Source organism: Wolbachia endosymbiont of Laodelphax striatellus (assembly GCF_007115015.1).
Lineage (GTDB): Bacteria > Pseudomonadota > Alphaproteobacteria > Rickettsiales > Anaplasmataceae > Wolbachia.
Window position 1 is genome coordinate 580,228 of the sequence record NZ_MUIX01000001.1, and the last position, 13,832, is coordinate 594,059.

Consider the following 13,832-nt stretch of genomic DNA (forward strand, 5'->3'; position numbering starts at 1 on the left):
ACATCAAGTAATGTCATAAGAATTGGCTCCATGATAAAACCGATTTAAACATTTGGAACATTTTCCCAACTTTACCATAAATAACTCAATAAACAACGGTTCCTTTGCAGAAGCTATATAACCAAGTCCGTGTACCCCAAATAACATCAAGAAAGTTCTAAGATCATTTGTATTAATGAAAATTAGCATGCAAATCAGAACATTTAATATTGCAAACATATAACTCACACCAAAAAGCATCGCGGGTCTTGTAAGACCTTTAAATAATTGATCCGTTTGTATATTACCTGTGGACATACCCTTGATCTTCTAATTAATAGCTCTAACACTAATACTACATCATTAATTAAAAATCTATTGAAATGAATAGCACTTTAGGTAAGATAACCAATTTAACTCTAACGATGACAAACTGGCCATTTCAAGAAGCAGAAAAAATACTACAAGAATTCCCTAATAAAAAAGAGATAACATTTGAGACTGGATATGGGCCGTCAGGTTTGCCACATATTGGTACTTTTGGGGAAGTTTTTCGTACCACAGTTATTGCAAACGCTCTAAAAAAAATAGCTCCTAGTATAAAAACCAAAATCATTGCAGTTTCCGACGATATGGATGGTTTGCGAAAAATACCAGATAATGTACCAAATCAGGAAATGCTAAGAGAGAATCTGAACAAGCCATTAACCATGATACCTGACCCATTTGGCACTCATGAGAGTTATGGTCATCACATGAATTCGTTGTTGTGTAAATTTCTTGATTTGTTTGGATTTGAATACGAATTTAGGAGTGCAACAGAGTGTTATAAATCTGGCGTTTACGATGAAAAACTTTTACTCCTGCTGAAAAATTATGATAAAGTGATGGACGTAATGCTTCCATCATTTCGGGAAGAAAGGCAGCAGACTTACAGCCCATTCTTGCCGATATGCCCAAAAACTTCCCAAGTTTTACAAGTTCCAATAATTGAAACAAATACAGATAAAGGAACAATCACGTATGAAGACCGACACGGGGAAAAAATAGAAGTTCCAGTGACAAAAGGAAAATGTAAACTGCAATGGAAACCTGATTGGGGGATGAGGTGGGCTGCATTCGGAGTTAATTACGAAGCTCATGGAAAGGATTTGACTCCATCTGCTGTGCTTTCAAGTCAAATATGTAAAATACTTGGAGAAAAGCCACCGCTTTTGTTTTGCTATGAGTTATTTCTTGATAAAGAAGGAAAGAAGATATCAAAATCAAAAGGAAATGGTATTTCAATTGAGGAGTGGCTAACTTACGCGCCAACAGAGAGTTTAGCGCTATACATCTTTCAGAGTCCTAAAAAAGCTAAACGTTTACATTTTGATGTGATACCAAAATCAACTGATGAATATTTGGAGTTTGTTAAGCGTTATAATGATAGTGAAGAAAAGGATGTAAATAGCCCTGTATGGCACATCCATCAAGGTAAAGTTCCAAACGTAGAAACTTCAGGCATAAATTTTTCGTTACTTTTAAACCTTGCAGCAGCTTGTAATGCTGAAAATAAAGAGATTCTTTGGGGTTTTATATCAACTTATGCACCAAACGTTACACCAGAAAGCAACAAAATGCTAGATAGGCTTTCGGATTTTGCAGTTAGGTATTATCACGACTTTATCAAGCCAACAAAAGCGTATAAAGCTTCAAACGAAAAAGAGAAAGAAGCGTTACTAGATTTAAAGAACAACCTACATTCCCTGCCTATTACAGCCACTGCTGAAGAGATTCAATCTCAGGTTTTCTCCATCGGAAAAAAACATAATTACAATAACTTACGCGATTGGTTTCAGTTTTTGTATGAAACATTACTTGGACAAAAAACCGGTCCTAGAATGGGATCTTTTATCAAGCTTTATGGGATAGATAATACAATTTCTCTTATAGAAAGTGCTACTGAACGTACACTTTAGAGTTTACCTTCTTTCATTTGAGCCCTATAGTTTTACTACTTGACAAACTTTCCCACTTTTCTTATCATACCAATAAGAGTATTTATCCTTGTTTTTGGGCTCAACGACAAAATTCAGGTGTTTATTGGCAAATTACATAAAATTATAGTGGCTTTTTTTATTTTTTCTACATTCAGCCAAATCGCGCTTGTTAGCACATTATCAATTTACATTATTAAAACTCGCTATACGGGGATTCTTTTGTCTTTTTTTTATTCAGTAAATTTCTTAATATTTATAACTAAAGTAATTTTAGAGAGCCAGCGCGTGACCAACCTGGTCAGTTTTCTGGATCCCAGTACTGGAATAACAAGAAAGAGGACGCTGGGATGAAACCATTTGCTGTCTTCAAAATGAATGTTAATACAGCTAGGATGTTTAAACCTCAATTCTGTTTTGGTGTTAAGCAAGGTATCTAGATACCTTGCTAAATAAGAAAACTTGGAGAAAAGGAAGAAAACTTCTCTTCTCCTACTTGTCGTGATTGTAACACCTTATATTGCATGAGCAACATGATCGAATTTTCCTGTATTTGATGCATCTAGTTTATCACTAGGTTTTAGTGCAATATATGCGATACTACCAGTAACAAGTCCTGTAAGTACGAAAGCAGCAACAGCTATACCAATTAAAGCCAATATTGGTAATGCAATACCAGCAGCAAAACATCCACCACCAACTGTTAATGCAGCTATAACACCACAAACACTACCAATCATTATTGATTTATTAGTAGTTTTTACTATATTTTCTTCAGTTCTAGACACACTACTTTCAGGCACTAAAGGCTTTTCATTACTTTTACAACTAGATATTCTATCTCCAAGTATTGCTAGCCAATTATCAATTTTAGTTTTTTGCCCTTCATCTTGCTCTTGACTTTTTAATGTTTTTAAAATCTCCTGAAGTCTGCTACGATCATTTCCTTCTACATCAGCAAAAACTTCTTCTAACATATTATTATCTTCAACTACATCTAGAATAGTTTTAACTTCTTTTCCCGGATTATTGAAATTCATAGCATAGCCAAGCGGTGTTAGATTATACTCCGTACCACCTTCTAACTTTTTAGTTATATTTGCAGTAGTAAGAACTTCTTTTTTATCTTCACTTGCTTCTACAATAACTTTGATTCTTTTCTCAAAATTATTGAAATTCATAGCATAGCCAAGCGGTGTTAGATTATACTCCGTACCACCTTCTAACTTTTTAGTTATATTTGCAGTAGTAAGAACTTCTTTTTTATCTTCACTTGCTTCTACAATAACTTTGATTCTTTTCTCAAAATTATTGAAATTCATAGCATAGCCAAGCGGTGTTAGATTATACTCCGTACCACCTTCTAACTTTTTAGTTATATTTGCAGTAGTAAGAACTTCTTTTTTATCTTCACTTGCTTCTACAATAACTTTGATTCTTTTCTCAAAATTATTGAAATTCATAGCATAGCCAAGCGGTGTTAGATTATACTCCGTACCACCTTCTAACTTTTTAGTTATATTTGCAGTAGTAAGAACTTCTTTTTTATCTTCACTTGCTTCTACAATAACTTTGATTCTTTTCTCAAAATTATTGAAATTCATAGCATAGCCAAGCGGTGTTAGATTATACTCCGTACCACCTTCTAACTTTTTAGTTATATTTGCAGTAGTAAGAACTTCTTTTTTATCTTCACTTGCTTCTACAATAACTTTGATTCTTTTCTCAAAATTATTGAAATTCATAGCATAGCCAAGCGGTGTTAGATTATACTCCGTACCACCTTCTAACTTTTTAGTTATATTTGCAGTAGTAAGAACTTCTTTTTTATCTTCACTTGCTTCTACAATAACTTTGATTCTTTTCTCAAAATTATTGAAATTCATAGCATAGCCAAGCGGTGTTAGATTATACTCCGTACCACCTTCTAACTTTTTAGTTATATTTGCAGTAGTAAGAACTTCTTTTTTATCTTCACTTGCTTCTACAATAACTTTGATTCTTTTCTCAAAATTATTGAAATTCATAGCATAGCCAAGCGGTGTTAGATTATACTCCGTACCACCTTCTAACTTTTTAGTTATATTTGCAGTAGTAAGAACTTCTTTTTTATCTTCACTTGCTTCTACAATAACTTTGATTCTTTTCTCAAAATTATTGAAATTCATAGCATAGCCAAGCGGTGTTAGATTATACTCCGTACCACCTTCTAACTTTTTAGTTATATTTGCAGTAGTAAGAACTTCTTTTTTATCTTCACTTGCTTCTACAATAACTTTGATTATTTTCTCAAAATTATTGAAATTCATAGCATAGCCAAGCGGTGTTAGATTATACTCCGTACCACCTTCTAACTTTTTAGTTATATTTGCAGTAGTAAGAACTTCTTTTTTATCTTCACTTGCTTCTACAATAACTTTGATTATTTTCTCAAAATTATTGAAATTCATAGCATAGCCAAGCGGTGTTAGATTATACTCCGTACCACCTTCTAACTTTTTAGTTATATTTGCAGTAGTAAGAACTTCTTTTTTATCTTCACTTGCTTCTACAATAACTTTGATTATTTCCTCAAAATTATTGAAATTCATAGCATAGCCAAGCGGTGTTAGATTATACTCCGTACCACCTTCTAACTTTTCAGTTATATTTGCAGTAGTAAGAACTTCTTTTTTATCTTCACTTGCTTCTACAATAACTTTGATTCTTTTCTCAAAATTATTGAAATTCATAGCATAGCCAAGCGGTGTTAGATTATACTCCGTACCACCTTCTAACTTTTTAGTTATATTTGCAGTAGTAAGAACTTCTTTTTTATCTTCACTTGCTTCTACAATAACTTTGATTCTTTTCTCAAAATTATTGAAATTCATAGCATAGCCAAGCGGTGTTAGATTATACTCCGTACCACCTTCTAACTTTTTAGTTATATTTGCAGTAGTAAGAACTTCTTTTTTATCTTCACTTGCTTCTACAATAACTTTGATTATTTCCTCAAAATTATTGAAATTCATAGCATAGCCAAGCGGTGTTAGATTATACTCTATACCATCTTCTAACTTTTTAGTTATATGTGCAGTAGTAAGAACTTCTTTTAATACGCCTTCTTTTTTAATTTCTTCAAGAGTAAGAGTAATATCCTGTTCATCTTTTATCGCATTCTTTAACTGAACATATAACTCCTTTTGTCTCACTGTTAAATCTTCATACTTTTGCATATCAAATTCTCCTATTAATAATATACTTTAATTGTTATATATCTAAGTAATAAAGTCAAGAATTTAATTAATTATCATAAATATTTAAACAAGAAAAAGGGGCTTTTGTGCGAGCGTTATTAATCTTCAGTTTAATAGGATAAGATTCGTCAACATTTCTGTAAGTACCTGCTATACAGAATAGTTGCCACCAATAAAGCCTAAACTTACTAAATACATTTCTGTAGATTCAGATCTACTTGATTTTGGTTTGAAGTATCTTACTGTTTTGAACATTTTTTTTAGCTCATTGCAGAAATCTTTATCAGATTCTCCTTGAAAAATTTTTACTACAAATTTGCCATCATGATTCAAAAAATGCTTTGCAAAATTGAGCGCTGCTTCGCATAAAAGCATAATTCTGATATGATCTAACGATTTTAAACCGCAAGATTCTGGTGCCATATCAGATAAAATTACATCAAATTTGTGATCCTTGAATTTTTCTCTTAAAATTTCAAGTTCGCTGATAATATCACACTGTATACACTCTACTCCACTAATTGCGTTTATTGGTTTTATGTCAACAGCAATCACACTCGCTCCTTTCTTAGATGCAACTTGTGACCATCCACCAGGAAAAGCGCCAAGATCAATAATTTTTTGCCCTTGTTGGAGTAGTTTAAATTTATCGTCTATTTCTATTAACTTATATGCCGAGCGCGATCTATAACCGTCCTTATTGGTTTTTTGCACATACTGATCATTCAAATGGCGATGTAGCCATCTTGTTGAAGATAACTTTCTACCTCTAGCTGTTTTTACTCTGGTATTTATACTAATAACCTACTTATTATTGATTATATCTTTGAGCTCTTTTTCAACTACTTCTTTTACCAATGCATGTAGATACTTATTCAGCCACTCTGAAAGCTGAGGTTTTAAAAGAGATACAACTAATTCTTCAACAGTAAGATCCGCTCTTTTTTGTTGTTTATGCCGTAGTTCGCTTTGCATCTTTTCAAGCAATGTTTTAATTTCCTCCATATTCTCTTTTAAAATTAGATGCTCGTTATTTTGTACTTGATGGCTCGCTTTGCTATTATTAATTTGGATATTATCATACAAATTTTTCTCTTCTGAGTTGTAACTATTAAATTGGTTATTCATTTTCTCACTTTGGCAATTATTCTCTTCTTCACTATTTTCTTTTTCCTCGATGTCTTCTGGGTACTCCTCTTCAAGGCATAATACGTCATCATCTTCATCTATTATTTCTGCTCTATCGCCACTTGGATTTTTACCCGATATAGCTTTTTTTATATCTTCTAGTATATCTTTTACAGATTGATTATCGCTCATACCATTAAATTTAAAGGTTTATACTATTTATCATAAAAAGCAAGTTGTAAACACTAATTACATAATTGCTTTTTGCCTGAATTAGATCGGAACGTGCTTTAAATAATTCATCTTCAGTATCCAAAAGATCAGTTGTACTCTTTAAATGCAAGTTTACTTCTTGATCAACTCCTTCTAATGCTAAAGCTGCCGCTTTTTCTGCTTCTTGACTTGCTTTAATAATAGCTTTTGCTGTCAGCACGTTATTCCAAGCATTTATAACTGCTTGTTCTATATTTTTTACTGCTTCGTAATAATCGTAAGTGGATTGTTTTGCATCCATTTTAGCTCTACTGACACCAAAGGTATTAACTCCTCTTTTAAAGATCGGAATATCAAGAGTAAAGACAACACTCGCATTCTCTAGTAACGTGTCTAATTTTATATTGTCCTTTCCAAAATTTTTACTTGCGCTTAGATTCAAAGAAGGAAGCCATTTGGAACTTTCAGCAATCACTTCCATTCCAGCAGCCCTTTTTTTATAAATTGCTGCTTTTAGGGATAAGTTATTGGTTTTTGCTAACTGTAAACATTCATTTAATTCTGGTATAGAAGGTAGTTTACCATTAGTCTCATAAAGATTATCGGCATCTTCACCAATTAAATGATAGTAAGCAATATTAGCCAGCTTCAACTCACCTTCAGCATCAACTCTTTTGGATATAGAAGATGAAAATTTTGCTTTTGCGAATAAAACTTCAGCATTAGTAACTTCTCCAAGGGAAAAGCGTTTTTTCATAGCTGACAAATGCTCTAAAGAAACACGCTCTTTATGTTCTCTCAGTTTTAATATTTCTACCTTTTGTAAAACATTAACATATGCTTTCACAGCGCTGAGTGCAACTTCTTGCTTAGATTGCTGAAATCTAATTTTTGCTGCTTTAAGAAGATGATTTGATCGGCTGAATGTAGCAAAAGTGCCACCACCATCTATTATTCTTTGACTTAATGTTAGACGTTTTCCAGAGTTTTGTAGATTGTTAATAATATTAAAATTACTATCGAAATTATATTGTAAATTAATGTCAGGTAAAAACCCAGCCAATCCAGAAGATTTTAGTTGTTTTTCAGTACTCTTATATTGGTAAAATTGAGACTTTATTTTTGAGCTGTTTTTGATAGCTTTGCTTATAGCTTCCTCCAAATCAATTGCATAGCAACCTATGGTACAAAAAGCAATTACAAATATAATAATCAATCGAAACATTTTGCTTTCTAGCATGTTGTTTAAGTTATTAGCATAAATTACTTTAATAATCAATAACTAATGTTGTTGACACTATCAAGCAACTTAGTATATCATAATCTACTGTTATGTATTGATATATGAAAACTTTTTTCTTAAAAGAGAAGCAAATTGATAAAAAATGGCTTGTTATAGATGCAGAAGGATTAGTAGTAGGAAGGCTTGCAGCATTTGTAGCAATGCTATTGCGTGGAAAACATAAACCTGAATATACACCTCATATGGACTGTGGTGATAATGTAATCATTGTTAATGCAGAAAAGGTACATTTTACTGGAAAGAAACTTAAAGATAAAATCTACTATAGGCATACAGGTTATTCTGGTGGTTTAAAGAAAACTACTCCAGATAATATTTTAAATGGCAAATTCCCTGAGCGTGTGATAAAAATGGCAGTAAAAAGAATGCTTGATGATGGTCCTATGGCACGTAGACGGTTTGAAAATTTGTATGTTTATTCTGGTTCAGAACATAAGCATCAAGGACAGCAACCTGAAAAAATAGATTTTGCCTCTTTAAATCGTAAAAATAAGAAATAATGGAGTAAAAAGTGAAAATAAATAATAATGATCAGCCAAAAAAGGCAATGATTGACTCACTTGGTCGTTCATATGCCACAGGTCGAAGGAAAGAATCTGTAGCAAGAGTATGGATGAAGCCAGGAAGTGGAAAATTTAGTGTTAATAAAAAAGATGATTTAATTTCTTATTTTAAAAGAGAATCAGTGTGTCAAATGATTAAAGCGCCATTCATAGTAACTTCTATGTTAGATAGGTATGATGTGTTTGCAACTGTAAAAGGTGGAGGACTATCTGGCCAAGCAGGTGCCTTAGCTCATGGAATAAGCAGAGCTTTAAGTAGTATAAGTCAAGATCTACACTCTATATTACGTAAGGGTGGATTCCTAACTAGAGATTCACGTGTTGTTGAGCGTAAGAAATATGGTCAACATAAAGCTCGGAAAAAATGTCAGTTTTCTAAGAGATAATTGTTTCATAATGGTATTTTTTTGTAAATATTATACAAGTTCTTACAAGGGTTTATGACATTTTCTCTTTTTATGACGAATTTAGTTGACTATTGGTATTAGCATAATATGCTGTTTATGTAATTTTTCAATATTAAGGTAATTTATGAGTAAAGAAGATATAGTAAACCAACTGAGTCAAGAGTGCTCTAGTCAAGGTATAGATATAACAAAAGCTAGTTTGGGTAAGCTTCATGATATTTTTATGGAAACAATCAAGAACGATCTAAATCGTAAAGGTGAAATACGTTTGCATGGAATAGGGACATTCTCTACTGCTATAAGTAAGGAAAGACAATGCCGTAATCCTCAAAATGGTGAGATTATGACCGTTCCTGAAAAGAAAAGAGTAAGGTTTAAAGCAAGTCAAGCTCTTTCAAGTACTTTAAATACCAAAGAGAAAGTATAAGCTACTTAGATATTGTCATTTTCATCTTTTTAGTTACACTATGTAAGCCATGAAATATAGCCTCGCTGATTAAAGAATGGCCTATATTAAGAGCTGAGATGTGAGGTATCTCTTTTATTCTTTTGGCATGTTTATAATTTATGCCATGCCCTGCGTGGCATTCTATTCCTAGCTTATTAATGTATTCTGCAGAGTTAGTAATAAGTTTTAATTTTTCTTCTGATGGATTATCACAGTAATCCCCTGTGTGAATTTCTATTATGTCAGGCTTTCTTTCTAGCTTCTCAAGATATTTTAGTTGATTAATATTTGGATCGATAAACAGTGAGACTTTTATGTCAAAGCTATGCATTTCCTCTATTATACCAGAAAGTTTACTGTGCATATTCACGATATTCAGGCCACCTTCGGTTGTTAATTCTTCTCTTTTTTCTGGTACTATACAAATCGAATAGGGTTTTACTTCTTTTGCTATTTTGAGCATTTCTTCCGTAGCTGCGATTTCAAGATTTAACTCAGTGCTAATGTTTTGTTTTAGATTGAATACATCCTCATCTCTGATATGCCTTCTGTCTTCTCGTAAGTGTACGGTGATAAAATCTGCTCCAGCATCAATAGCTATTTTTGCTGCTTTTAATGGATCTGGATAAGAAGCTCCACGTGCGTTGCGAAGGGTTGCAACGTGATCAATATTAACGCCCAATTTCACAATTTACCTCAAAAATTATTTATAAATTATACATATTATTAGATCTTATGCATGTCATTGTTTAATGCCATAGCTGAAAGACGGAGCTAGCAGTTATACCAATTCTCATTGTTGGCAAGTCAAATAAGAAACATTCAAAATTGTTCGATTGTGGAAGTGGAAAGAGAAGTAATAAATTTGCATACACTTGCCCTTTTTTACAGTTAATCTAGTTTATAGAACTACTCGTGGTAATCCAAACAAGATTTTTTCTCATAATCAAGTTATAGTAAACGGGGAAAATTTTTCGCATCTAAAAAATTTTAGATTTAGGATTGAAATTAATAAGTGGAGTGATTATGTAATGCATGTATTAGTAAAAGGAGGTACAACATGAGTAATATAGTTCATTTAAATAAAAACAATAATCGTGATAATTTTAGTGTAAGAGGGTTACAAAGAGCCGTTGATGACATATTTGATAGCTTTTTTACAGGATGGAACCCAGAGCTTTCTAAAAGAGGCAGTAGCCTACTACCAGTTTGTGACCTTTATGAAACAAAGGAAAGCTATTGCCTATCATTAGAGTTACCAGGTATTCCTAAAGAAAGCATAGACATTAGTATATCTGGCGATAACTTAATAGTGAAGGGTGAAAAAACATGTGATAATGAATCAAAAGATAAGCAGTTTTACCACAAAGAAAGGTACTATGGTTCTTTCTATAGATCTATTCAACTTCCAACAAATGTAGAGCAAGATAAGGTATCTGCCAACTTTTTAGATGGGGTATTGCATGTCACCATACCTAAATCAGAGAAACACATCAAGAAAATTGATGTAAAGTAACCAGTAAGTAATAGCAGGCTTCTGACCTTGAGGCTTGCTATTTTAATATCTGTTCAGCAGAGTGGCAAAATAAGGTAAACGAGAAAAGACAACTAAATGAGTGTCATGAAAGTAGCTGATGCTGGCTCCCTTATGAAGGTGTCATCTTAGCACCCAGACACTGATTTTTTAATTGAAAATGTTGTCTTGTTTGTGATAAATTTTGCTCGATGCCAGTGTCGAGCACTGGCATGACATTATAGAAGCTGGAATAGCTACTTGAATGACAATATTTGCTGTTTAATTTACCTTAAAAAATGAATATTCCTACAGCTACGTGTAAGCTACTTTCATGATACTCATTTACTTGTCTTTTTTGCCACTTTACTGAACAGATATGTAAAATATTAACTTAGCAATACAAAAAATTATCTATAGATTAGACACACCATTAGATCTTATGCATAGTCATTTTTTAATTCCATAGTGAGACGGAGCCTGCTCCCCTTATCATGAAACTGAAGTCTATATGGTACCACAGTATAATGATATAATAAAATATGAAAAAAATACCAATAAAAAAAGGCAAAAAAAGCCCGTATTAACTTTAACAATTTAAAATGATTTAATGTGAAAACCATAGGCGCCAATTGTTTTTTTAACTTAAAAATAAAAGTCAAGTATCAGGAATTCTAGACATAAACCCTCCTATGTGAATAAAGAGCTAGCAAAAATAAACTTATATATTTTTTGCTGAAATTTGATTATTTGGTGAAAAAACCTGCAGGTGAAGATAGATTTTGGATCGTAAAAAACCTTCATTTTCCACTATAATGAAGCTACCAGAGTCTGTCAAGCAATTTTTTATTTAAATTGCTTGCAATCTTTTTATACACTCATCTTTACCAAGAATTACCATGATATCAATGATTCCAGGCGCATCCATTATTCCAGTTATTGGGGCGCGTAATGAGTGGTATATATCGCTCATTTTTATATTATGTAATTTTGAAAATTCCTTAATCTGAGAAGATAAAAAATTCTTATTCCAATCTTCACTACCTACACTCGAAAGAAATGATGCAAGTAACTTAATTACATTGAGGTTAGATTTCACAATTTGCTGAGCTTCTTCACTAAAATCAACTTGAATATAAAATTTTGCTAAGTCCAATAATTCGGTCAGACAGTTTGCTCTTTTTTTCAGCTCTGTCAGTCCCTGCAGTAAATAGCCCTTTTTTTTGTCAGTTAGAGTATTTTCTCTAAGTATTAGAGTCAGAATATCTTCATTGCTCATATTACTAATATAGTGGTTATTCAAATGCTCCAGTTTTTTGAAATCGAGCCGTGCAGGTGAGCGACCGATGCTTTCTAAATTAAACCACTCTATTGCTTGCTCATCGCTAATAATCTCATCGTTGCCATGACTCCAGCCAAGTCTTAGCAAGTAATTACGCATTGCCTGTGGCAATATTCCCATCTTTTCATAATCGCAAACACTTGTTGCACCATGTCTTTTAGATAGCTTATTCCCATCTTCTCCATGAATAAGCGGTACGTGTGCAAAGCGTGGGACATCAAAATCAAGAGCTTGGTATATTAGTAATTGCTTGAAGGTATTAGTGAGATGATCAGAGCCACGTATAATATCGGTTATTCCAGCATCATGGTCATCAACCACTACAGCAAAAATATATGTTGGAGTATTGTCAGAGCGCAAGATTACTATGTCATCAAGCTGGTCGCTACTTATTGTAATTTGGCCGTATATTTTATCGTCAACAACAATATCTTCTGAGTCTGGCACTTTGAAACGTATAACAGGCTTTGCATTTGATGTTGAATGAGTACACTTATGCTTATATATTTTTCCTTCCTCTCTTGCTTTTGCTTTTTTTTCTGCAACTTCATCTTCAGGGCAGTAACAGTGATACGCCCTACCCTTTTCAACTAAAAGATTTGTAACTTCAATATGTCTAGCTATTCTTCTCGATTGGTATATTATTTCTCCATCATAGTTTATTCCAAGCCATTTTAGCCCATCCATTATTGCATCAATTGCTTCTTGTGTTGAACGTTTTCTGTCAGTGTCTTCAATCCTTAGCAAAAACTCCCCACCATGACGCTGCGCATAGAGCCAATTAAATAACGCAGTACGAGCTCCTCCAATATGTAAAAATCCTGTTGGTGATGGAGCGAATCTAGTAACTATACCTGGCATATTTGTCTATTGTGATAACGTAACCGATGATAACTAAAATTTGTACTTGCAACAACGTGGAACTATAGTAAATTTGAAAGATTAATTTACATTTATTTTTAATAAACTGCATTGTATAATTTAACATTAGTGAATGCAGTGAGGTGTGTATATGGATAATTTATTTGAAATTGCAAGAGGAGTTATAACAAAAGAGGATGAAAATAAATTTATTGAAGCTTGCAAGAAAAGAGTTGCTTGTGTAGCTAAGCATAGAATTGATGAAAATGGAAACCCATTTCATATAGCAGCAAGTAAAGGAATTCTGTTACCTGCGTTAAAAGAGATTATAGAGTATTTAGAAGAAGATACTGAGAGCAGAGTCAAGAAAGCAAAAGAAGCTAAAGATTGGGAGAAAGTAAAAAGCTTAAAAAAGGAATTTGAGAACAATAAGAAATATATTAAGGAAGCACTCCTCGATAAAAGCTATATTAAGGATGACGGGAAGAAGGTAGTATCACCCCTTTATTTCTTGGACCCTGCAGAGCGGAAGGAAGTTAAGCAAATTGCAGGCATAAAATGCAGCTTTATATGTAGTAAAAAGTTTCATCTATGCTTATACATAGTAGGGGCTATAGTGTGTGCTATCGCTATGTGTATATCTTTGTATCTTCTATTTTCGGCTTCTCAATCTCTTGCATTGGCTTCAATAGCAACAATAGCTTCTGGAGGATCTTCATATCTGTTATTTAAGGCATGTAACGAGATATATAGCTTGAATAACGAAAGTACTACATTGACAGATCCTGATGTTATGCAACTTGTAGATAGTGGTTTAGCCCCAACATGAAGTACTTGCAAGGAATAATATAGAAATT

13 protein-coding genes are annotated in these 13,832 nt (G+C 32.9%); 6 read left to right on the forward strand and 7 right to left on the reverse strand.

The window, feature by feature from the left end:
* Positions 1-3: 3 nt before the first annotated feature.
* Positions 4-297, reverse strand: a complete 294-nt coding sequence (locus tag BVG17_RS02675) for a type IV secretion system protein VirB3 (protein ID WP_017532092.1) — start codon at positions 295-297, stop codon at positions 4-6.
* Between the two features lie 65 nt (positions 298-362).
* Between BVG17_RS02675 and BVG17_RS02680 the strand changes: the two genes are divergently transcribed.
* Positions 363-1,940, forward strand: coding sequence for a lysine--tRNA ligase (locus BVG17_RS02680; RefSeq protein WP_063630672.1), 1,578 nt, complete (start codon positions 363-365; stop codon positions 1,938-1,940).
* Between the two features lie 533 nt (positions 1,941-2,473).
* Here BVG17_RS02680 and BVG17_RS02685 read toward each other — a convergent pair.
* From BVG17_RS02685 to BVG17_RS02700, 4 genes are all read right to left on the reverse strand, one after another.
* Positions 2,474-5,176, reverse strand: a complete 2,703-nt coding sequence (locus BVG17_RS02685; RefSeq protein ID WP_143688841.1) for a magnesium transporter — start codon at positions 5,174-5,176, stop codon at positions 2,474-2,476.
* Positions 5,177-5,347: 171 nt separating this feature from the next.
* Entirely contained in the window at positions 5,348-5,926 is a 579-nt protein-coding gene (locus tag BVG17_RS02690; RefSeq protein ID WP_007302033.1) for an RlmE family RNA methyltransferase, read from the reverse strand.
* 75 nt (positions 5,927-6,001) lie between these two features.
* Entirely contained in the window at positions 6,002-6,517 is a 516-nt protein-coding gene (locus tag BVG17_RS02695) for a PopZ family protein (protein ID WP_063630673.1), read from the reverse strand.
* Positions 6,518-6,527: 10 nt separating this feature from the next.
* Complete coding sequence (locus tag BVG17_RS02700; protein WP_172793448.1) at positions 6,528-7,778, reverse strand: TolC family protein; 1,251 nt, start codon at positions 7,776-7,778, stop codon at positions 6,528-6,530.
* Positions 7,779-7,882: 104 nt separating this feature from the next.
* On the opposite strand from BVG17_RS02700, the gene rplM reads away from it, so the two are divergent.
* From rplM to BVG17_RS02715, 3 genes are all read left to right on the forward strand, one after another.
* Positions 7,883-8,341, forward strand: coding sequence for a 50S ribosomal protein L13 (rplM, locus tag BVG17_RS02705; RefSeq protein ID WP_017532138.1), 459 nt, complete (start codon positions 7,883-7,885; stop codon positions 8,339-8,341).
* 47 nt (positions 8,342-8,388) lie between these two features.
* Positions 8,389-8,790, forward strand: a complete 402-nt coding sequence (gene rpsI / locus BVG17_RS02710; RefSeq protein WP_172793449.1) for a 30S ribosomal protein S9 — start codon at positions 8,389-8,391, stop codon at positions 8,788-8,790.
* Between the two features lie 145 nt (positions 8,791-8,935).
* Positions 8,936-9,238: an HU family DNA-binding protein gene (locus BVG17_RS02715; RefSeq protein ID WP_019236673.1), complete on the forward strand. Its 303-nt coding sequence runs from the start codon at positions 8,936-8,938 to the stop codon at positions 9,236-9,238.
* A 1-nt stretch (position 9,239) separates the two neighbouring features.
* Here BVG17_RS02715 and BVG17_RS02720 read toward each other — a convergent pair whose 3' ends face one another.
* Positions 9,240-9,947: a pyridoxine 5'-phosphate synthase gene (locus BVG17_RS02720; RefSeq protein ID WP_010402508.1), complete on the reverse strand. Its 708-nt coding sequence runs from the start codon at positions 9,945-9,947 to the stop codon at positions 9,240-9,242.
* A 372-nt stretch (positions 9,948-10,319) separates the two neighbouring features.
* Here BVG17_RS02720 and BVG17_RS02725 point away from each other — a divergent pair, with 372 nt between their 5' ends.
* Positions 10,320-10,775, forward strand: coding sequence for an Hsp20/alpha crystallin family protein (locus BVG17_RS02725; RefSeq protein ID WP_007302039.1), 456 nt, complete (start codon positions 10,320-10,322; stop codon positions 10,773-10,775).
* Between the two features lie 847 nt (positions 10,776-11,622).
* Here the strand turns inward: BVG17_RS02725 and gltX are convergent.
* Entirely contained in the window at positions 11,623-12,975 is a 1,353-nt protein-coding gene (gltX, locus tag BVG17_RS02730; RefSeq protein WP_063630674.1) for a glutamate--tRNA ligase, read from the reverse strand.
* A 151-nt stretch (positions 12,976-13,126) separates the two neighbouring features.
* Between gltX and BVG17_RS02735 the strand changes: the two genes are divergently transcribed.
* Positions 13,127-13,804, forward strand: coding sequence for a hypothetical protein (locus BVG17_RS02735; protein WP_063630675.1), 678 nt, complete (start codon positions 13,127-13,129; stop codon positions 13,802-13,804).
* Positions 13,805-13,832 lie beyond the last annotated feature (28 nt).